Annotated in this window: 15 protein-coding genes; 7 read left to right on the top strand and 8 right to left on the bottom strand. The window is 68.9% G+C overall.

Annotation, left to right across the window (positions count from 1 at the left end; genetic code table 11):
- Positions 1 to 40 precede the first annotated feature (40 nt).
- Positions 41 to 421: a hypothetical protein gene (locus E0H45_RS18505; RefSeq protein ID WP_131338874.1), complete on the top strand. Its 381-nt coding sequence runs from the start codon at positions 41 to 43 to the stop codon at positions 419 to 421.
- Entirely contained in the window at positions 414 to 1967 is a 1554-nt protein-coding gene (locus E0H45_RS18500) for a multicopper oxidase family protein (protein ID WP_131338872.1), read from the top strand. The genes E0H45_RS18505 and E0H45_RS18500 overlap by 8 nt, the downstream gene beginning before the upstream one ends.
- A gap of 115 nt (positions 1968 to 2082) precedes the next feature.
- On the opposite strand, the gene E0H45_RS18495 is transcribed toward E0H45_RS18500, so the two are convergent.
- From E0H45_RS18495 to E0H45_RS18465, 7 genes are all read right to left on the bottom strand, one after another.
- Complete coding sequence (locus E0H45_RS18495; protein ID WP_131338870.1) at positions 2083 to 3636, bottom strand: mucoidy inhibitor MuiA family protein; 1554 nt, start codon at positions 3634 to 3636, stop codon at positions 2083 to 2085.
- A gap of 44 nt (positions 3637 to 3680) precedes the next feature.
- The gene (locus tag E0H45_RS18490; RefSeq protein ID WP_131338868.1) at positions 3681 to 4052 is read right to left on the bottom strand and encodes a hypothetical protein; all 372 of its coding nucleotides are present in this window, start codon (positions 4050 to 4052) and stop codon (positions 3681 to 3683) included.
- Positions 4053 to 4191: 139 nt separating this feature from the next.
- On the bottom strand, positions 4192 to 6294 hold the full coding sequence (locus E0H45_RS18485) for a hypothetical protein (protein ID WP_131338866.1): 2103 nt from the start codon (positions 6292 to 6294) through the stop codon (positions 4192 to 4194).
- Between the two features lie 44 nt (positions 6295 to 6338).
- A complete protein-coding gene (locus tag E0H45_RS18480; protein ID WP_131338864.1) occupies positions 6339 to 7457 on the bottom strand; it encodes an epoxide hydrolase family protein in 1119 nt (372 codons plus the stop codon).
- Positions 7454 to 8284, bottom strand: coding sequence for an alpha/beta fold hydrolase (locus E0H45_RS18475; protein ID WP_131338862.1), 831 nt, complete (start codon positions 8282 to 8284; stop codon positions 7454 to 7456). Before E0H45_RS18475 ends, E0H45_RS18480 begins: the two co-directional genes overlap by 4 nt.
- A 75-nt stretch (positions 8285 to 8359) precedes the next feature.
- Positions 8360 to 10348 (bottom strand): NAD-dependent DNA ligase LigA, encoded by a 1989-nt coding sequence (gene ligA, locus E0H45_RS18470; protein ID WP_131338860.1) that lies wholly within the window; start codon positions 10346 to 10348, stop codon positions 8360 to 8362.
- Positions 10349 to 10445: 97 nt separating this feature from the next.
- On the bottom strand, positions 10446 to 12035 hold the full coding sequence (locus E0H45_RS18465; protein WP_238155079.1) for a DHA2 family efflux MFS transporter permease subunit: 1590 nt from the start codon (positions 12033 to 12035) through the stop codon (positions 10446 to 10448).
- 328 nt (positions 12036 to 12363) lie between these two features.
- On the opposite strand from E0H45_RS18465, the gene E0H45_RS18460 reads away from it, so the two are divergent.
- Complete coding sequence (locus E0H45_RS18460) at positions 12364 to 13182, top strand: nitroreductase family protein (protein WP_131338856.1); 819 nt, start codon at positions 12364 to 12366, stop codon at positions 13180 to 13182.
- 5 nt (positions 13183 to 13187) lie between these two features.
- Here the strand turns inward: E0H45_RS18460 and E0H45_RS18455 are convergent, their stop codons facing one another.
- The gene (locus tag E0H45_RS18455; RefSeq protein ID WP_131338854.1) at positions 13188 to 14066 is read right to left on the bottom strand and encodes a hypothetical protein; all 879 of its coding nucleotides are present in this window, start codon (positions 14064 to 14066) and stop codon (positions 13188 to 13190) included.
- Between the two features lie 158 nt (positions 14067 to 14224).
- Between E0H45_RS18455 and E0H45_RS18450 the strand changes: the two genes are divergently transcribed.
- From E0H45_RS18450 to E0H45_RS18435, 4 genes are all read left to right on the top strand, one after another.
- Positions 14225 to 17446, top strand: a complete 3222-nt coding sequence (locus E0H45_RS18450; protein WP_131338852.1) for a BTAD domain-containing putative transcriptional regulator — start codon at positions 14225 to 14227, stop codon at positions 17444 to 17446.
- Positions 17447 to 17508: 62 nt separating this feature from the next.
- Positions 17509 to 18657 carry a CaiB/BaiF CoA transferase family protein gene (locus tag E0H45_RS18445; RefSeq protein WP_238155078.1) on the top strand — a complete coding sequence of 383 codons (1149 nt, stop codon included), beginning with the start codon at positions 17509 to 17511 and terminating at the stop codon, positions 18655 to 18657.
- Positions 18658 to 18727: 70 nt separating this feature from the next.
- Positions 18728 to 19738, top strand: coding sequence for a LacI family DNA-binding transcriptional regulator (locus E0H45_RS18440; RefSeq protein WP_131338850.1), 1011 nt, complete (start codon positions 18728 to 18730; stop codon positions 19736 to 19738).
- Positions 19739 to 19923: 185 nt separating this feature from the next.
- Positions 19924 to 21261 carry an ABC transporter substrate-binding protein gene (locus tag E0H45_RS18435; RefSeq protein WP_131338848.1) on the top strand — a complete coding sequence of 446 codons (1338 nt, stop codon included), beginning with the start codon at positions 19924 to 19926 and terminating at the stop codon, positions 21259 to 21261.
- The last annotated feature ends 10 nt before the right edge of the window (positions 21262 to 21271 follow it).

Genomic DNA, 21271 nt, shown 5'->3' with positions numbered 1-21271 from the left:
TCTTGGACGCTCATAACTTGTGAATCATAGTGTTGCTCGCATGGTCAGTGGTTGGGTTCTGCGGGGCGTCGTCAGTGCGCACCTGGTAGCGGTTTTCGGTCAGCCGGTGTTCGCCGGTGTCTATCTGAGTGGTGACTTCGACGGGCTGCGTATGCATGCGGTGGGCGCGGACATCGTCACGTCTCTCGGGTACCTGCAGGTGATCGCGGCGGCGGTGGTGTGGGTGCGGCTGCGGCAGCTCTGGCCGTTTGTCGCGTCGCTGGGCGTAGTGGTGGCGGAGACGGTGCAGTACTTCGCGGGGCAGGACGGGGCGCTGTGGTTGCACCTTCCGTTGGGGGTGATGACGGTTGCGGCTGTTGTCGTGTTGTTCATCGGGGTCTGGCGGCAGCCCGTCGTACGGCGGGAGGTCGAGCATGCGTGAGCGAATGAGCCGGCGTCAGGTGCTGGGCATCGGGGGAGCGCTTGGACTGGTGGGACTTGGTGGGCTGTCGAGTGCGGCTGCACTGTCGCGGCGGCCGGCGTCGACGGGTGCAGTGTTGCGTAGCGCCGTGCCGTTGCCGCCGGCGTTCGTGGTGCCGTTGCCGATTCCGTCGGTGTTGTCCGGCGCTGATATCGAGATCGTGCAGCGCGAGGTCACGGCGGAGATCCTGCCCGGTGTGCCGACCCGGTTGTGGACATACGGCGGGACGTTCCCCGGGCCGACGATCGAGTCGCGGCGAGGGCATGCGGTCACGGTTGCCCATCGCAACGAGTTGCCGGTGCCTACCGTCGTACACCTGCATGGCGGGCGGACGCCGGCGGAGTCGGACGGGTATCCGACCGATCTCGTGCTGCCTGCCGGGTGGGGGCACGTGGGGCACGTGGGGCACGGGATGCATGATCCGCGGGCGGTGACGAGTGAGGTCACGCGGGAGTACAGGTTTCCGCTGGATCAGCGGGCGACGATGCTCTGGTACCACGATCACCGGATGGACTTCACCGCGCCGGCGGTTTGGCGCGGGCTGGCCGGGATGCATATCGTCCGGGACTCCTCGGAGGAGTCGCTCGGGTTGCCGTCCGGGGCGCGCGAGTTGCCGCTGATGATCGCGGACCGGGCGTTCGCTTCTGACGGGTCGTTGGCCTATCCATCGATCGACCCGACGTTACAGATGCAGCCAGGCGTTCAGGAGCCTTATATTGCGGGGGTTCTGGGGGATGTGATCCTGGTGAACGGCGCGCCTTGGCCGGTGTCTGAGGTCGACGCCGCGCGGTACCGGCTGCGGATCCTGAACGCGTCGAATGCGCGGCACTACGACCTCGAAGCGGTCCTCGACGACGGCCGCCGCCTTGATCTCGTGCAGATCGGGGCGGACCAGGGGCTGCTCCGCGCACCGGTTGTCCATCGCAATCTGCCGATTGCTCCGGCTGAGCGGTACGACGTGATTCTGGACCTTGCCCAGGTGTCGATCGGGAGTCGGGTGCGGATCGTGAACCGGTTGGGGTCCGGGCGCACGCGTGACGTGATGGCGTTCAGCGTCGTACGGAAGGCGGCTGACAGCAGCCGGGTCCCTGACGTGCTGTCCGACGATCTGCCGGAGTGGCAGCGGTCGGAGGCCGTGCGGGTGCGGGACTTCTCGTTCCGCGCCGGGCAGATGGGGGACGGGCACGGTTGGTTGATCGGCGGGCAGCCGTTCGCGCCGGACCGCACGGACGTCACCACACGGCTGGGTGATGTGGAGATCTGGCGGCTGGTTGCCGACGTCCACCATCCCGTACACCTGCACCTCGTCGGGTTTCGGGTGCTCTCACGCGGCGGGCATGCTCCCTTGCCGCACGACGCGGGTCTGAAGGACACCGTGTCGCTACGGCCGGGGGAGTCCGCCGAGATCATCACCCGCTTCGACGGCTACCGCGGGCGCTACCTCTTCCACTGCCACAACGCCGAACACGAGGACATGGGCATGATGGCCAACCTCGAAATCACCTGAGCACGCCAAGGGATATCCCCTGGAATGGTGGGTTCTCCCCTGGCATACGAGTGGAGAACCCACAACGCCAGGGGATATCCCACGGCGTTGCAGAACCGGCGCGGAGGTGTGGGGGTTATTCGCGCCAGCCGGTGAGGTCGACGGACTTGGCGGTGTCTACGCGGAACGCGAGTTTGACGGTGGTTTCGGCGTCGGGGGCTAGGTCGAGTTTCCAGGTGATGACGCCCAGGTCGGTGGTTTCCGTGGGTTCGGGGTCGGCGGTCAGTCGCTTCACGGTGATCTCGTGGTCGCGGGCGACCGGGAACTGGTCGAGCACCGTGATCCGCGCGGAGTGCGGCGTATGGTTCTCGATCTTCGTCTCGTACTCGACCTGCCGGCGGCGCGTCGACCCGAGCGTCGCCTTCGTCGCGTCCCGCCGTACCAGCTTCCGCTCGACCCGGATGCGGTCGTCCAGGCCGAGGGCGAGCTCGACGTCCTCCCCGGGTGCCCACAACGGCAACGCGGCCGAGCCGACGAAGTCCGCCTCGTGGAAGACCGCGGCCTTCCCGGCCGGCAGCGTGTGGACGGACGAGTTCACGACCGTGGCCCGCAGATGTACGTCGGTGGATCGCACCGGCGCCGTGATGTAGTCGAGGTCGGCGTCGAGCTCGACCGCCGCGATCGTCGCGCGGTGCGTCGCGCCGTCGGCGGGTACGGCGACTGGTCGGGGCGGGGTGTACGTCGCCGCGGTCACGCCCTGTTCGACGGTTGCGTCCTGGGCGACGAACTCGGCTGATTGGAGGCTCTCGGTGAACGCGGCCGGCCGGGCTGCGCCGCGGGACAGTGCGACGGCGGCCGGTGCGTGCGGCATCGGCGGGCGCGCGCGGTCGAGGTACCAGGCGTCGAGCTCCGGCACCTTCGCGGTCACGGTCGGCCGGGCCGTCGACAACGTGAGGTCGCACTCCGGCCAGTCCTCGCCCGTGCGCTGCGTGATCAGGCCGTACCAGCTCAACGTCAGCCGGTCGCCCTTGAGACGTACGTCGTACGAGCTGGTCCACCCGGCTGCAGGCACGACGTACGAGAGCTCGATCTCGACCTCCGCCTCGGACTCCAGCGCCAACGCGACAGCCGCGGTACGCCGGTCCGGCGCCCGCTTCTCCGTGAGCGCAGCGAGCCGACGGCCCACGGCAGCGAGACGCTCCTCGACCTCGCGTCGCTGCGCAGTCAGCTCCCGGCGTGTCGCCCGTACGGCGGACAACCGGCCCGCAAGCGACTCGGTGAACCCGCCGAGCTCCGCCCCCGGATCACCCGACGCCAACGTGCGCGCAAAGCTTCCACCGGCCCGCTTGGCCAACTGCGCCAGGAAGGTCTCGAGCTGCACCTGTACGTCGTCCGCGTCGGAGAGGGCCGCGACCTCGTCCTGCGCCGCACGCTGTGCCCGCTCGAGCTCGGCGACCGTTTCGTCCGGTGCCTGCGGATGATGCCGCGTCGCCACGTCCACCCCGAGCACCGTCGCCGGGCCCCGCCCCGACACCCGCACCGAGTCCTCCTCCAGCAACAGCGGCAGCGGCTCGACGTACACGACCTGATCCCCACCCGGCACCGTGATCCGCCCCCGCCGGGTAACCCGCGCCCGATCCGGATAAACAGTCACAGCAACAACCGGCGCATCCACCACTAGCTCACTCATGCCACGACAGTAAGCCCGCAAAGGAGTAACAGACCGCGCGCGCCTCAGCCGCTCGGGCAGGGGAGGCCTGAGCCGTCCAGGCCGTCGGAGGGTTTGGACGGTGTGTCGGTGAGGACGACGGTGCCGCCGAGGCCGCCGAGCAGCGCGGTGGTCAGGACTATGCAGGCGAGAGCGGTCAGGCCACGGCTGGATCGCAGGAGGGCGGCGCCGGAACAGCCGGCTGCCACCAAGCACATCGCGATGCCGATGAGCGTCACGGCGCCGACCCGGGGGAGTGGTGGGACGTGGCGGCAGTCCTGGGCCAGGACGGTTTCCAGCCAGTGTTGGCGGCGAGACCAGCGGTACCAGTAGGCAAGCGCGCCGACGCTCAACGCCAGTACGCCGCCGAGCACGAGTCCGAGGGAACGTCGCCTCATGCCTGCGGAGTGCCGCCGGGCGTTGTCGCGGGGAACAGTTCGACCAGCATGACCTCTCCCCGTTCTCCGCATTGAGCGCATCAGCCTAGGGCTCCTAGGGGTCGCATCAGCGTTAAAAGTTCTGCCCGTCCCGGGACGATCAGAAGGTGAGCTCGATGGGTGTCCCGGTGGGGACGCCAGGATGGCGCAGCCACACGACGCCGGCCTCCGCGTCGTACCGGACCTCGGCACCGGCGACGGCCGACGGCTCCGTCGGCACGCGCAGAGCTGTTGTGACTTGGACTCCGCGCGGTGCCTCGCAGGAGAAGCGGATCCCGGTCGGATCCTGCTGCCAGTTCACGACCCGGCCGGCGGATGCCAGCAGCGGCTCCTCGTCGTAGGTGAGGTCGCGGAGCCACGTCAGTTGGCCCGGGTTCAGCTCGCGGTGCCGGACGATGCCCAGCTGCGGATCGAGCAGGTCGAGATAGGTGCCATCGACAACATGTGATCCGCCGGTCTCCTCCAGTACGGCGCCGACGAGATACGGACCGCGCTGCACCGACAGCCAGTTGGTCGGCGTCCAGGTCTGACCGCCCGCTTCCGCCAGCTCCCGGATCGCCGCGACCAAGGCGGATGCGCTTTCAGGCGATTCGGTGAAATCCGCCGGACGAGACGGAAGGAACCGCACCCGACCCTGACCGATCGGCTGTACGCCGTCGCCCTTGCGGTCCGCCCCGAGTGCTTCGGCCAGATGGTCCGCGCAGGTGTCGTACCGGCCGGTCCACCAGGAGCGGATCTCGTGGTACGGGTCCGCGCCGTCGCCGACGTACAGCAGGCTCCCGCCGCGACTGACCCACCCGGCCAGCGCGTAATGGATGCCCGGGGCAAGCGGCTTCTGGAACTCGTAACTCAGGACGAGTACGTCGACATCGTCCAACGCATCGGGGGTGTCGATCACGTTCTCCAGCTGAACCGGACAGACCCGCTGCCCGTCGTACAGCGGCGGCAGCGCCAGACCGTAGAAGTCGGAGAAGTGCAGCTGCTCGCGGCCCTCCAGCGCCAGCGCGTCCTGCAGGCCGTCGTAATGCCCGCTCTCACCACCGGGTGCCCAGCGCTGGAACATGGCGGTGTCAGAGAGCGCGATCCCGATCCGTGCGCCTTCCTGAGCCCAGCGCACATCCGGCTGGTCGAGGTCGCGCAGGCTGTTCATCGCGATCAGGTAGCTGGTGGCGGTGTCCGGCGGAACGAGCTGCCGCTCGGTGGATCCTTCGCGCAGGTACGGGCGGTTGAAGATCCGGTTGGGCCACGGCGCCACCTCGTACCGCGAGACGCCCGGGTGCAGCAGCGACGCGATGAGGGTGCGCTGCCAGTTGGCCAGGTAGTCCTCCCAGGTGCGGTCCGGGTGGTCCTCGATCGGGTCGTGCAGGAACCACATCCGCCGGTCGGTGCCGCGGGTGAGGTCCTGCGCGATGCCGTACTCCAGGTACGCCGTCTCGAACGTGCGCTCGGCGACCTTCCCGGCGTACACGTTCGGCGTCCGGGACGTCCCGGTCCACACCTGCGCGATCGCGCCGTCGATCGAGGGCAGTGTCCGCAGGCGTGATTCGGGGCTGATGATCTGCCACTGTGTGTAGTTCAGGAGGCTGTGCGTCGGCACGTAGAAGCGCACCTGCCGGCCCTGCTGGAGGGCCTCGTCGCGTAGCACCGAGGTGACACGGTCCAGGCTGCGCGAGAGCAGGTGCTGCTTGAGTTGCCCGGAACGGAAGTGCGCTTCGGGAGTGCTGTGCGGAGGTTGCCACGGCTCGTCGAAGAAGGCCTTCCACTCGCGCTTGAAGGACTCCGAGTAGCCGGCCCGCGCCCAGAACTCCGGCTCCTCGAGGTGGATGCCTTCGACACCGAGCTCGATGATGGGGCGGAGTTTCTGCACCAGATACTCGGTGAAGTTGAAGGTCGGGACCATATACGGGATGTCGGTGCTCTCGCCGTGCAGGATCGGTGACCCGTCACCCGCGGTCTGCGCGTCGTCCCAATGGCCGGAGCCGTCCCACCGCCCGTCGAGGTAGTCCTGATAGGTACCCCAGGAGATCCCGGTCATCAGGTGCACGCGATACCCGGCCTCGCGCCAGCGCGCGATCCGCTGCGGTGTCGTGTCGTTGAGCCCGTAGACCATCACGAAGTCGGTGCGGAGGTCGATGGATTCGTCGTACGGCGCCTGCTCCTGAAAGCCCGTCAGCTCGCCGTCCTTGCCGGTGCTGTTCGCCATACGTCCACCCTCTACGGTCCGGCACGCCGGGCGCCACCATGGCGTCAGGAATCGGACAGCCGAAGTTCGTAGAACGTGCGGATGTCCTGCACCAGGAGGTCGGTGGCCTGGTGGGCGGCGTAGTGACCGCCTCGGTCGTGCGTGGTCCAGGAGACGATGTTCGCGTGGTCGCGTTCGGCGCAGGCGCGGATCGAGGTGAGGTCGTCCGGGAACTGGGCCAGAGCGAGCGGTGTGGTGGTCGGTTTGTCCGGCGTGATCTGCCGCTGGTGCTCGGCGTAGATGCGGGTGGCTGAGGTCGCCGTCCGGGTCAGCCAGTACGCCGTGACGTGGGTCAGGAGCGTGTCGCGGTCGAGACCGCGCAGTACCTGACCGTTCCAGGCGAGCAGGCCAACGGGGGAGTCGGTCAGACCGAACCCGAGGGTGTGTGGCTTCTGAGCGTGGACATGCGCGTAGGACCCGGACTCGCGTTGGAAGTCGCGCAGTTCCTCAAGGGCCGCCTTGTCCTCGGCCGACACTGCGCGGCCGCCCGGCTCGGTGCTCGGCGGATAGGAGAGCCACTCGCCGTCCGGGAAGGAGAACAGCTGTGTCACGTGGACGCCGACGACCGCGTCGGGTGCGATGCGGCCGAGCTCCGGAGCGACGTGCGAACCCCAATCGTTGCCTACCGCACCGTAACGGTCGTAGCCCAGCCGCTCCATCAGGACCGCCCAGGCCCGGGCGATGCGCTGCGGTCCCCAGCCGAGGTCCGGCGTCGGCCCTGACCAGGTGAACCCGGGCAGCGACGGGATCACCAGCTCGAAGGCGAGACCTTCGGCCGGGTCGGTCAGCGGTTCGATCACGTCGAGGAACTCGACGACCGACCCGGGCCACCCGTGGGTGAGGATCAACGGCAGCGCACCCGGCCGGGGCGAGCGGACGTGCAGGAAGTGGACGTTCGTGCCGTCGATCGTGGTCGTGTACTGCTGGTACCGGTTCAGCCGCTCCTCCCACGCGCGCCAGTCGTAGCCGTCCCGCCAGTAGCCGACGAGCTCCTCGATCCACCCGCGAGGTACGCCGTACCCGGTCAAGTCACCTTCCGGTTCCGGAGCCCACCGGGTGGTGGCCAACCGGTGACGCAGGTCGGCGAGTTCTGCCTCCGGCACGGCGATCGTGAACGGCCTCATCCGACGACCTCCGCGAGCCAGTCGAGCCCCGGCTCGGCGTGCTCGACGATCGTGAAGTGACTCGCGCCCTCGCACACCCGCAGCGTCGCGGTCGGGCAGTGCGCGGCCAGCCAGCGGCCGTGGTCCGCCGGGATGATGCGGTCCGCCGTACCGTGCAACAGCAGGACAGGCGCTGTGATCGCCTCGACCCCGCAATCCCACGGACGGGTGTACGACGCGTCGTCGTCGATCTGCCCGTACGGACCGGCGTCGAGCCCCGGACCGGCGACCTTCCCCAGCCATCCCCACGGACCGTCGAACATCGCCAGATCGTCGGCCGTGAATCCCGCGTCGTAGTCGAACCCCGAGTTGTGGAGCGCCTCGCGCACGTCGGCCCCGGCGGCCGCGCTGCTCAGCGCCGCGATCGAGGACGGCAGCATCCCGTCGAACCAGCCCAGACCGTCGACGCCGTACGGCGCGATCGCTGCCAGCGTGACCACCGCGCGGACGCGGGCGCCCAACGCAGCCGCCGTACCGAGCGCGAAAGTCCCGCCACCTGAGTACCCCGCGACTGCGAACTGGTCGATCTCGAGCGAGTCTGCGACCGCAGCCGCATCGCCGGCGACGGAGGCGACCGTTCGCCCCCGCCGGACCGTGGAACCGCCGTACCCCGGCCGATCGAACGACACCCAGCGCAACCCCAACCGGTCGGCCGCGGCGAACAGCGGCTCCGGCGGCGCGCCGACGTTCGGCGTGCCGTGGTTCCACATCACCGGGAAGCCGTCGCCGCCGGTGTCGTAGCTGTGCAGAATGCGGCCGTCGGCCAGGTGCAGGTCACGTTCGATCATCTCAGTTCGCCTTCCTTGGCTACCTCTGGTCGCACGAGACATCGGAGCCGACGGGCGGACCTCGACAAACCGGGGTCAGCTGAGAAGATCGGCGGCTCGGAGTTGCTGCCAGATCTCGGACTGGTCGACGACGGTGACGCCGAACTTCTCGGCCTTGGTGAGTTTGGAGGCGCCGACGTCGGCGCCGGTGATGAGCAGGTCGGTGCTGGCCGAGACCGACGAGGCGATGGTCGCGCCGGCCTTCTCGCAGAGTCGCTGGAAGGCAGGCCTCGCCACCTTCTCGCCGGAGCGGGGATCGCTGATGGAACCGGTGACGACGACTGTCTTGCCGGCCAGCGGTGCGCCGGCAGCCACGACCGGCGGCAGGTCTTCCTCGCGTACGTCGAGTGAGACGCCGGCTGCGCGGAGTCGCTCGAGCTCAGGCCGGAGGCGAGTGAGGTGCTCGATGAGTGAGGTCGCCACCTTCGGGCCGATGTCCTCCACGGCGACGAGGCCGTCCTCGCCCGCGTCGGCGACCGCTTCCAAGGAGGCGAACCCGGCCCGGCACAACCTGGCCGCGGTGCCCTCGGACGCCATCGGGATCGCGAGGCCGATCAGTGCGCGGCGCAGCCCGACCTGCCGGCTCGTGTCGATCGAGTCGATCATCCGGGCGGCCGAGACCTCGCCGATGCGGTCGAACTCCAGCAGCCCCTCGGCCGTCAGCTTGTAGAAGTCCGACGGGTTCTCCAGGATCCCCGCCTCGGCCAGGCGCTCGATCCAGACCCCGCCGATCGCGTCGATGTCGGCCGCCGCCCGGGACGCCCAGTGGATCAGCCGCCGTACGGTCTGGGCCGGGCACGAGACGTTGGTGCAGAACAGTTCGCGGCTGTTGCCCTGCTCGGTCAGCGGCTGCTCGCACGACGGGCAGGTGCTGGGCGGCACGATGTCGCGCTCTTCTCCGGTGCGCTTCGACGCGTCGAGCACGCCGGCCACGAACGGGATCACGTCACCGGCCCGGCGGACCAGGACCGTGTCGCCGATCTTGATGCCGCGGGCCTTGATCACCTCCTGGTTCGCCAGCGTCGCGCGAGTGACCGTCGTACCGCCGACGAACACGGGCTCGAGCCAGGCGACCGGGGCGATCTTGCCGGTCTTGCCGACGTCCCAGACCACGTCGGCGAGCACCGTGGTCTTCTCCTCGGCGGCGAACTTGAACGCCAGCGCGCCACGCGGAGAGCTCGACCGGGTGCCGGCGGCAGCGAAGGCGTCGCGATCGGCGAGCCGCAGTACGGCGCCGTCGAGGTCGTAGTCCAGGGCGTTGCGTTGCTGCTCGATCGTGGAGATCACCGCCTGCGCCGCGGTGGCGTCGTCGCAGTGCCGCATGTCGGCGACCGTGAACCCCATCGTCTGCAACGCGCGCTCGAGATCGGCGTCGGCCTGGTCGCTGAGCAGATCGAACGCCAGGAACTGCAACCGTCGCTCGGACACGGTGGCCGCATCCTTGGCGCGCAGCGTCCCGGCTGCGGCGTTGCGCGGGTTGATCAACGGCTTGTCCGGGTGCGCGGCGTTGTAGGCGGCGAACGTGGACCGCAACATGACGGCCTCACCGCGGACCTCGACCCGGTCCGGTACGTCGAGCCGGTCGGGGACGCCGTCCGCGAGCGCGCGCACGAGCGGTGTCACGTCGTCGCCGGTCGTCCCGTCACCACGGGTGATCGCCCGGGCCAGCCGACCGTTCTCGTAGACGAGGGCCAAGGACAGGCCGTCCAGTTTCGGCATGACGACCACCGGCTGGCCGGGGAAGCGGCCGAAGAAGGCCTCGACCTGCTCCGGGCGGGTCGCCTTCTCCAGCGACAGCATCGGTCGCGAGTGCCGGATCGGCGCGTGCAGCACCGCCGGCGCGCCGACCTGCTCCAGCGGGTTCGGGTCGGGCGCGAGCTCCGGGTTGGCCTCGACGAGCGTCCGCAGCTCGTCCTCGATCGCGTCGTACTCCGCGTCGGCGACCGTCGGCGTACCGCGGTAGTAGGCGTCACGCAGTACGACGATGCGCTCGGCAAGTTCCTGGATACGCTCCCCAATGTCCACCCCAGGACACTACCGAAGCCCTCCGACAAACCACGCGCGCGGTTTCACCGCATCGGTGGGTCGTGACGCGGTCCGTCGAGCCGCTCTGACGGGCGTTTCACTCGATCACGGCGTCCTTGCCGGCGAGATGAGTGACCTCGCGCTTGCGGGGGAGCATCAAGGCCGGCACCAACGTGAGGACCACCAGCACCCACGCCACCCAGTACGTGTGCGCGAACGACGCGGCGGCGTCGACCAGCCCACGCGCGATCGCGGCCGGGTCGAGGTGGAGCGCGGCAACGCTCTCCGGGCGGGTGTTGGACAGGATCGCCGCCTCTGTCTCGCGGATCCCGTCGCCCAGCCCGGGGATGTCCTCGGTGCCGGGAATGATCGGCGAGTTGTTGAGCTGGTTGGTGAGGATGACCGACATCGTCGCGACACCGACCGACGACGCGATCTGCTGGCTGATGTTGAGCAGTGTCGAGCCACGCGCGACCTGAGGTCCGGAGAGCGTCCGCAGCGCCGTCGTGAACAGCGGCATCATCGTGCCGCCCATCCCGAAGCCCATCACCACCAGCATCGCGATGATCGAGATGTACGGCGTCGTCGCGGTGATCTGGGTCAGACCGAACATACCGATCACGATCCCCACGAGCCCGAACGGCACGATCCGGCCGACCGGCACCTTGTCGACCAGCCTGCCCGCGATCGGCATGGTCACCATCGCGCCGAGCCCCTGCGGCGCGACCAGGAGGCCGGCGTGCAGCGTGGACTCGCCGCGGATCTGCTGGAAGTACGTCGGCACCAGCAGCAGCCCACCGAAGAAGGCGGCCGCGAACAGGAACATCGTGATGACCGAGATCGTGAGGTTGCGGTCGCGGAACAGCCGGAGGTCGAGCAGCGGATGCTCCGGCCGGAACGAGTGCCACACGAACGCCCCCATCAGGAGGACGCCGATCAGGATCGAGACCCAGACCCGCGGCGCTCCGAAATCACCGCCCTCGGCCGGCAGCGACGAGACGCCGAACAGGAACAACGCGAGTCCCGGCGACATCAGCACGACGCCGACGAGATCGAGCGACTCGTTGCGTGCCGCCGTGTCCTTGGCCAGCGCGAACCAGGCGTAGACCAGCGCGATCGCGCCGAGCGGCACGTTGATCAGGAAGATCCAGTGCCAGCTCGCCACCTGGATCAGCCAGCCGCCCAGGATCGGGCCGAGGATCGGGCCGAGCAGCATCGGTACGCCGAGGATGGCCATCAGCCGGCCCATCCGGTGCGGCCCCGCCGCCCGGGTCATGATCGTCATGCCGAGCGGCATCAGCATGCCGCCGCCGAGCCCCTGCAGGACCCGGAAGCCGATCAGCATGTCGATGCTCGACGCGGTCGCGCACAGCGCGGACCCGGCGGTGAACAGGAAGATCGCCATCATGTACAGCCGCTTGGTGCCGAACCGGTCGGCGGCCCAGCCGGTCAGCGGGATCACGGTCGCCAGCGCGAGCGTGTACGCCGTGACCGTCCAGGCGACGTGCGAGTACGCGACCGGACTTTCGGGCGAGCCGAACTCGTCCTGGAAGGTCGGCAACGCGACGTTGACCACGGTGATGTCGAGAATCGACATGATCGCGCCCAGCACCACGACACCGGCGATCTTCAGCACCGCGGCGTCGATGTGGTCGGGATACTCGGATCGGGTAGCGGGCTCGCTCACAGTCTGTCCCCCCTCGGCACGAAACATCCTGTGCAGACCCTACGCCCGCCGCCCCACCCAAAAGCTAGCCCTTTGACCCCTCAATACACCGCGCGTCGCGACCAAACAACGCACCGTATCCACCTACGCCGCCCCCGAGCTCGACCCGGACCTTACGTTCAGGGGCGTCTCGGTCGCTGAGATCGGGGAGGTTATGTCTAGTGGAACGGTAGACTTTAGGGTGTCGGATCGCGTCCCGGTGGGGTTCGTTGCCATCGGCCCCGTTCACCAGGCGGGACCGCAGGCGCCGGGGCGCGGTCCGGGCGACGAGGAGCTCGAGGGAGATGCCATGACTGCCGATGACGCCTATCGGCTGCGCTACGGATCGGGTACGGCGTCCGCGCCGCCGGCGGCGTGGAACGACGTACTGGCTCAGCAGCTCAGTCACCGGTCGGTACGGGCGTACCGCTCGGATCCGGTGCCCGACGCAACTTTGGCGGCGCTGATCGCGGCGGCGCAGTCGGCGCCGACGTCCGGCAACCTCCAGCTGTGGAGTGTGGTCGCGGTGCGTGACGAGGAACGCCGTACCCGATTGGCGAAGCTGGCCGGGGAGCAGGACTTCATCGCGCAGGCTCCGCTGTTCCTCGTGTGGCTGGCCGACCTCGCCAGGGCGCGGCAGATCACCACCGAGCTCGGGTCCGCGACCGCCGAGGCCGCGGACTTCGTCGAAGCAGCGGTGCTGGCGTTCGTCGACGTCGCCCTGGCTGCCCAGAACGCCGCGTTGGCCGCGGAGTCGCTGGGCCTGGGCACGGTCTTCGTCGGCGCGATCCGCAACCGCCCCCTCGATGTCGCGGACGAACTCGGCCTGCCACCGAACGTCTTCCCGGTCTTCGGCCTGACCGTCGGCCGCCCCGATGGATTCGAGGACACCGCGGTCAAGCCACGCCTCCCGCAGGAGGCCGTCCTGCACCACGAGCAGTACGCGCTCGCGCCGCAGGCGGCGTACGTCGAGACCTACGAAGAGGTGCTGAACGCGTTCTACGCCGACGCCGGACTCCCGGCCGGGTGGATCGAGCGCGTCGCCACCCGCTTCGGCACGGTCGCGGGTCTGAAGGGCCGCGAACACCTCCGCGAAGCCCTCCGCACCCGCGGCTTCGAACTGCGCTGACCGGGCTATTGGCCGTAGGCCTTGGCGGTCCAGCCGAGGGCGCCGAGTGAACCGCCCTTGATGTCTGTGCCGATCCCGTCGGTCCTCTTCGCGTCGAAGTGCACCGACGCCTTGCCGGAGGAGGTGGCGATCGCGAGCAACGGACGGCCGTCGGGGTGCGCGTTGCAGGACCCGGTGCTGAGGCTGGTGATCCCGCTCCAGCCGCTCGCCTTCAGGACCTTCGAGGTGATGTTCGTCGGCGTGGCCCGATTGATCCGCCACTCCTTGAGCTCGCCGTTGGCCTTGGTCCCGAGCAGCACGTCCACCGCGGCGTCGCCGGTTCCGCCGCTGCGCTCGTAGACCAGGGTGTTGACGGTGTCCCAATTGGTCGACGCGATCTTCACAGGCGACCCCAGGGCGCCCGTGGTGGGTGACTGCGTGTAGCGGTAGAGGGCGGTGCCGGCGACGCGGTAGAGGTACGGGTAGCCGTACGCGAGGATGCGGGTCCCGGCGAACCCCGCCTGCAGCCGGGTCGCGGTGCTCGACGTGATGGTCCAGGTGCCGTTCACCAGCTCGCCCTCACGTCTCACCAGGTAGATGTATCCATCGGTCGGGTGCGTGGCGTAGTCGGTGCTTTCGAAATGCGTGTCGTCACCGCCGCCGCCGCGCTGCTGCAGCGCGGTCGGGATCCAGCCGAGCTTGTCGTTCACAGTGGCCAAGATGCTGGTCTTCTGCTCGGAGTAGACGTAGGCCACGCGCTGGCCGTCCGAGCGGTACGCCGCGGTTGAGACACCGCAGTCCGCGGGTACGTCGCTGACGGCTGCCGTCGTCGGGAGAGCGACGGCGACGAGTCCAGCTGCGGCAACGGTCAGTGCGGTCGCGCCGGCCAGGATGGGTTTACGCATCGGGGGAGATCCTCCAGGTCAGTCCGGGAAGCGCCGAGCGTACGGGCGGCCGGCGACGCGACGCTGCCCGTACTCCGCCCGTACTCCACCCGTTTCGATCTACTGTTGCCGAGGGCTCGTAATCGGGCTGACCTGTCCGCTTCCGTAGGATCGTCCTCGTGCCCCGCAGGCGACAGGAGGAGCCGACGATCGGGTTCGGCGCGCTGTTGCGGCGATTGCGCCAGGACGCGGGAGTCACCCAGCGGGACCTCGCCGAGCGCGCCGGTGTCAGCATCGCGGCGATCCGCGACCTGGAACAGGGCAGGACCCGGAGCCCGAAAGACAGCTCGATCGAGGCCCTGGCGAAGGCGCTGGAGCTGACTGCATCGGACACCGAAAGCCTCCACTCCGCCGCCAAGACGCACCGGCCCGTCGCCCTCCCCAGCGCAGCCGGACCGGTGTACGTCGGCGTACTCGGCCCACTCGAAGTCCGCACCGGCGACCTCGCGGTGCCGGTCAACTCGGGTCCGCAACGGACTCTGCTGGCGCGGCTCGCCCTCACCGCCGGTACGACGGTCGCCCAGGACGAACTGGTCGATCTGCTCTGGCCACGCGGCGCACCCAGCAACGCCGTCAACCTGCTCCAGACCCGCGTCGCCAGGCTGCGACGACTGCTCGAAACAGGTCGGCCGGCGGACTCCGTGATTGTCGGCGGCCGCACCGGCTATCGACTGGCGCTCGATGACCTCGACCTCCTGCAGTTCCGCGAGCTCTCAACCGAGGCCGCACGCGCCGAGCCGGAGGTCGCGCTGGCCAAGCTCGCGAGCGCCGTGGAGTTGTGGCGTGGCGACACCGACGTGGACGCGATCGCTCACAGCCCTCTCTATGCGGCTGTCGTCAACGAGTACACGGCCGCCGTCCGAGCCTTCGCTGCGCTGGCACGCGACCTCGGCGAGCCGGAGCAGGCCCTCGAGCCGTTGCGCGGACTGGCTGTGCGGCATGAGTTCGACGAGCCGTTGCATGTCGAGCTGATCCAGACACTGGCTGCGGCAGGACGGCAGGTCGAGGCGCTGGCGGCGTACGACCGGATTCGGACCGCGCTCGTGGAGCACCTCGGCATCGACCCGGGGGAGCGGCTTCGCGCTGTTCATCTGGAGGTACTGCGGCAGCAGACCGGGTCTCCAGCGGAGCCGTCGATGCGCGTGGTCGTCCAGCAGGCACCGTCCGCGCCACCGGACTTCGTCGGTCGTACCAGGGAGCTGGAGACGATCCGTACGGCGCTCGGCGGGTCCAGCGGGGTGTCGTCGCGAGCCGTGCTGATCAACGGCATCGCAGGTGTCGGCAAGACCGCGCTGGCCCTGACCGCCGCGCACCAGCTCCGCGAGCAGTACCCGGACGGGCAGTTGTACGCCGACCTGCGCGGGAGCGATGCGACCACGCCTGCGCCGGTCCAGGTGCTTGGCCGCTTTCTGCGCGCCCTCGGCGTACCTGGTCGGCGTATTGGCACGGACGAAGCCGAAGCGGCCGCTTTGCTGCGCAGCGAGCTCGCCGACCGCCGGATGCTGGTCCTCCTCGACAACGCGCAGGACGCGGCACAGGTACGACCACTGCTGCCAGGAGCGGGCCGAAGCGATGTGATCGTCACCAGTCGGCGGAAGATGCCCGACCTGGTGGCCGCCGGCGTTGTCAGTCTGGAGCCGCTGCCTCACGAGGACGCTGTACGGCTGATCGCCTCCACAGCGCGGACGCCTCGGCTCGACGCCGACCCCGGCGGCGTGCGTGCGCTCGTCGAGGCCTGTGCCCGGCTTCCGCTGGCGCTGCGGATCGCGGGCGCGCGGCTCGCTACCCGGCAGGAGTGGACCGTCGCCGATCTGGCTGACCGCCTCGACGACGGCAACCGCCGGCTCACCGAACTCAGCCTTGGCGAGTCCAGCGTGCTGAACAGCTTCCAGCTCAGCTACGCGGATCTGAGTGCGGACGCCCAACGAGCGTTCCGGATGTGCAGCCTGCACCCCGGTGACGACTTCAGCGCCGACAGCACCGCGATCCTTCTCCGTACGTCGACGGCCGAGGCCGACCGCGTCCTGGAGTCGCTGCTCGAAGCGAACATGCTCCTCCAGCACTCGAAGGACCGCTACCGGTTCCACGACCTGCTCGGCCTGTACTCGCGGCGACTCCTCGCCGAGGACCCCGAACACGAGACCGCGAGGACCCGGCTGCACACCTGGTACGCCGAGGCCGTCACCGCCGCGATCGACTGGGCCTATCCGCAACTCCTGCGCCTCGAGGTCCATGGTGAAGCGGACTGGTACTTCGGTTCCGAGGACGAGGCGCTCGCCTGGCTGGATCACGAACTGCCCGCGCTGCTGGCGGTTGTGCAAGGTGCGGCGCAGTCCGGTGAGGCAGCGCTGGCCTGGCGCATCGTGGACCAGCTCCGCGGGTACTTCCTGCTGCGCCGGGACGCCGACGGGTGGCTTCCTGTCGCTCATGCCGGGTTGGACGCCGCGACTGCTGCGGGCGACGACCGGGTCTGCGTTGCCATGTTGATCAACCGGGCGCAGGCTTTCGGAGCGGTCGGACGTGACGCGGACGCGCTGTCCGACTGCCTGGCGGCATCGGCCCTTGCCGTCGGTGCCGGGTGGAACGAGGCCGCGGCCTATCTGGCCCATCAGATCGGGTGGCTGCAACTCGAGCGCGGCATGCTCGTCGACGCCGAGCTCTGGATGCGCCGCGCGACGGAGCTCACCGCAGACGATCAGCACGGCCACATCCGCGCCATCGTGGTCAACGGACTCGGGATGATCCGGCTCCACCAGGGTGAACTCGCCGAAGCGGCGGACCTGTTCGCGGCCGCGCTGAAGATCAACGAGACCGGTCGAGAGACGTCGGCGCTCGCCAACCGCGGCAATCTGGCGAGCGCGTTGCGGCAGCTGGGCGAGGTCGACCGTGCGGCCCTGCTGCTCGACGACGTGCTCACGTCGTACCGACGGCGCTTGCACGTGCGCGGCGAGTTGTCGACGCTGGACGAGCTCGCGCGGTTGTACAGCCAGCGCGGCGAAGGCGCGACGGCTTTGTATACGGCGCTGCGAGCGCATCAGCTCGCGATCGTCGTACGCGATCGCAAGGCCCAGGCGCAGACCGCGTCGGCGGTCGCCGAGGCGCATCTGGCTTTGGGTGACGCCACCGCAGCCATCGACTGGATCGAGGACTGCCTGACAATCGCCCGCGCAACGTACCCGTTCCTCGAGACCCACGCCCTACTCACCCTCTCAACCGCACAAAGCCGAGGCGGCAACCCAGCGGCCGCCGCCACCGCCGCTCAAGCAGCCTCGATTGCTGACACACACGGCTTCCATCTCCTCAAATCCCAAGCCACGGCCCTCCTCCCACTCCGCACCTGACATCGGTTGCTCCTGGGGAGCGGGTGGCTTATCGTTGCGCAAACGATTGAGCAGTTGGTGACGTGCGAGCGGGGGATGGGATGCAGGCGGCGGAGCTTCCGTTGGCGGGAGTGGTGGTCCTGGACTTCAGCCAGTTCCTGGCGGGTCCGGTCGCCGCTCTGCGGCTGGCCGATCTCGGTGCGCGTGTGATCAAGGTCGAGCGGCCGGTGACCGGCGAGATCGGCCGCACCCTCGCGTTCGCGGGTCGGTGGGCGGACGAGGACACGGTCTCGTTCCACGCCATGAACCGGAACAAGGAGGCGGTCGTGGCCGACCTCAAGGATCCCGGCGAACTCGAGCAGGTCAAGAGCCTCGTCGCGCGCGCCGACGTACTGATCCACAACTTCCGGCCGGGCGTGATGGAGCGGATCGGCCTCGACTACGAGTCCGCACGGGCGCTGAACCCGGGGCTCGTGTACGCGGCCGCGTCCGGGTACGGCGCCGACGGACCGTGGGCGAGCCGCCCGGGACAGGATCTGCTCGCGCAGTCCGTGTCGGGTCTTACGTGGGTCAACGGCGGCGATCGCCCTGTCACAGTTGGCCTCTCGCTGGCCGACCACCTGCTGAGCTGTCACCTGGCCGAGGGCGTGACGGCCTTGCTGGTCCGCAAACTACGCACTGGTCGCGGCGGTCTGATCGAGACAAGCCTCCTCGAAGGCATGCTGGACCTCCAGTCCGACCGACTCACCACCCACCTCAACAACCCACCGACCGACACCCCCACGGCCCACCGCCTCTACCCAACAGCTGACGGCCACCTAGCCGTCGCCCCAACCTCACTCAACAACCTCATCCAAGCCCTAACCAACAACCCCCCTTCGCCGGATGGGCATGGACTGGACGAGAGTTGGGTTGCGGAGCGGCTCTTGGCGGGTGGTACGGCGTACTGGCTGGAGGTTCTCGGTGGGTTCGGGATCGAGTGTGCGCAGTTGCGGACGCTCGACGAGGTGATTGCTTCAGAGGAGTTCGCTGCGATCGAGATGACCCAGACCGTGGAGCGGCCGCCGGCCGAGCCGGGTGGAGAGTCGCTCCTGTTGACGACCACCCGCAGCCCGATCCGCATCGACGGCGAGGTGCTCCGCAACCACCGAGCTGCACCACGCCTGGGAGCCCAAGGCCGCCTACGTGACGGCGCCGACCCACTCGCCGAGCCCGATCCCGTTGATGAGTGAGGTAGGTGGAGGCGGCGTGTCTGGGGGGAGTGCCAGCGTGCGAAGTGGAGGCGTCAGTAGGGTGGGCGGTATGGCCACCCTGGGTGACGTCGCCGCCCGTGCCGGCGTCTCGATCTCCGCCGTGTCCCGGGTGCTCAGTGACGCGCCGGACTCACGGGTGAGTGCTGCGACTCGCGAGCGGATCGTCGAGGCGGCGCGGGAGTTGAACTATCGCCCGAACTTCGCGGGCCGGGCGCTCAAGTCCGCGCGTACGCAGGTCGTCGGCCTGGTCGTCCCGGACATCACCAACGCGCTCTTCACCGAACTCATGCACGGCGCCGAGGACGAGGCCACCGAGCGCGGGTACACGGTCCTGCTCGGCCGCTCGGACGACGTACGACCGGGCGGCGAGGTCATCGCGCGCCTGATCGGCGAAGGCCGGGTCGACGGTATGGCGCTCCAGGTCGGCGACGCGGTGCAACCCGCGGGTCTGCGCGACCTGCTCACCACGCAGGCGCCGATCGTGCTGGTCAACTCCTCCAATCCGGGTCATGTCGGATCGGTGACTCTCGACGATCATCAGGGCGCGTTGATCGCGACGCGGCATCTGCTCGAGCTCGGGCACCAGCGGATCGCGTTCGCCAACGGACTGCCGCGGTCGTTCACCGCGAAACGCCGACGGACTGGCTACAAGCTCGCGCTCGCCGCGGCCGGCGTACGCGTGCCGAAGGCGTATGAGACCCGGATCGGTTACACCGTGGACAACGGACGTACGGCGCTGCACCGGCTGATGGCGCTCGACCCGAGACCGACCGGCATCGTTGTGGCCAACGTGAACGCCGCCGTCGGCCTGCTGGGGGAGGCGCGCAAGGCCGGGATCCGCGTCCCGGACGACCTGTCCGTCGTCACCGTCCACGACTCCTGGACCGCCGAGAACACCTGGCCGCCGCTCACCGCGGTGAAGATGCAGTTCTACACCGTCGGCCGGACCGCCGTCCGCAGCGTCATCCGCCGCATCGAAACCGGCGAAACCTCCGACGAGGTCATCACCGACCCGCCCCCGGAACTTGTAGTCCGCGAGTCCACCGCCCCACCCCGCTAGGACGTCCGGCGGCTGCCGCAGGGGTGTGCAAAAGTCCGTGCGCAAACGATTGACCAATCTGGGGTCAGCGGTTTAGCGTTTCTGCTCTAACGTTTGAGCAGTTGTTCGGTACGGCGCCTTTCTGCGCCGCGTGCTTCGGCTTGGATCGCCGCCCCGCTCGGGACACGAAGCGAAGGAGTTCGTTCATGAAGTCACCCGGAGTACGTCCCGGGACAGTGCGCACTGTGGCTGTTGCGGCGGCGGTGTGTGCGGTGAGTCTGCTGGCTGCTTGTGGTTCGTCGGGCGGTGGGGCGGGTGCCGATGTCAAGCAGACCGACTCCGGTGGTGCGATCACCGTCTGGGTCGATCCGCCGCGGGTGCCTGCCGCCAAGGCGTTCCAGAAGGCGCATCCCGAGATCAAGGTGACGCTGAACCAGATCGACGGGACTGTCGGCGGCAAGTCGTTGCAGCAGCAGTTCGCGCAGTTCAACCAGGCCGGCAAGGGCTGGCCGGACGCGATCTTCTTCCCGTCCAACGACGACATCGCCTGGGCGGCGGGTGCGCAGGTCAACTACACCGCTGATCTCACCGACCTGGTGCCGGACGTGATCAAGGGGTACGAGGACGCCGTGATCGCGCCGTGCAAGATCGACGGCAAGATCCGCTGCCTGCGCAACGACGCCGCGCCGGACATCTTCTGGTACAACAAGGCGTTCTTCACCCAGAACGGGTACCAGGTCCCCAAGACCTGGGAGGAGTACGGCGAGCTCGCGGTGCGCATCGCGAAGGAGCACCCGGGCAAGCTCAGCGGCTTCACCGGTGACGCCTACGCACCCGACCGGTACCTGTGGGCCGCCGGCTGCCCGACCAACGCGCGCAAATCCGAGACCGAGGTTCACCTCGACCTGACCGACCAGAAATGCGTGCGAGCCAAGGAGTTGCTCGCGAAACTCGTTCAGGCGAAGGCGGCTTCGACCGTCGGGATCTTCGACGCGGATGCCGCCAAGATCGGCAAGGACCTCGTCATGAGTCCTGGTGCCGCCTGGTGGGGCGACTACCTGTTCCGTCAGTCCTGGAAAATCCCCGCCGGTCAGATGACCGCCGTCGCGCCGTTGACCTGGAAGGGCGAGGACAAGCCGGCCACCGGCAATGAGGGCGGGGGACTGTGGGGCTTCTCGCGGCACATCACCGGTAAGCAGCTCGAGAACACGCTCACCTTCGCGAAGTTCGTTGCCACCGACCCGAAGTGGCAGGTCGAGCTGTCGACCGGTCTTCCGGCGTACGGACCGGTCCAGGACGCGTGGATCGCGAAGCAGGCCAAGCAGCAGTACTTCGCCGACAACGCGGTGACCTTCGCCGCGATGAAGGGCGCGAACGCGTACGTCCAGCCGGATCACTCGTACCTGCTCTACAACACGGGCAGCGTGTGGACCGAGACGATGGCGGCCGGCCTGGCGTCGGGCAAGAGCGTCGACCAGGCCTGGACCGGGTTCAACGACGAACTTCTCAAACAGGCCAAGGCCATGGGCTACACCGTCAAGTAGAGCAGGAGTT

It is taken from the genome of Kribbella soli (genome assembly GCF_004331345.1).
GTDB classification, from domain to species: domain Bacteria; phylum Actinomycetota; class Actinomycetes; order Propionibacteriales; family Kribbellaceae; genus Kribbella; species Kribbella soli.
This window is presented reverse-complemented; position numbering and strand designations above follow the sequence as displayed.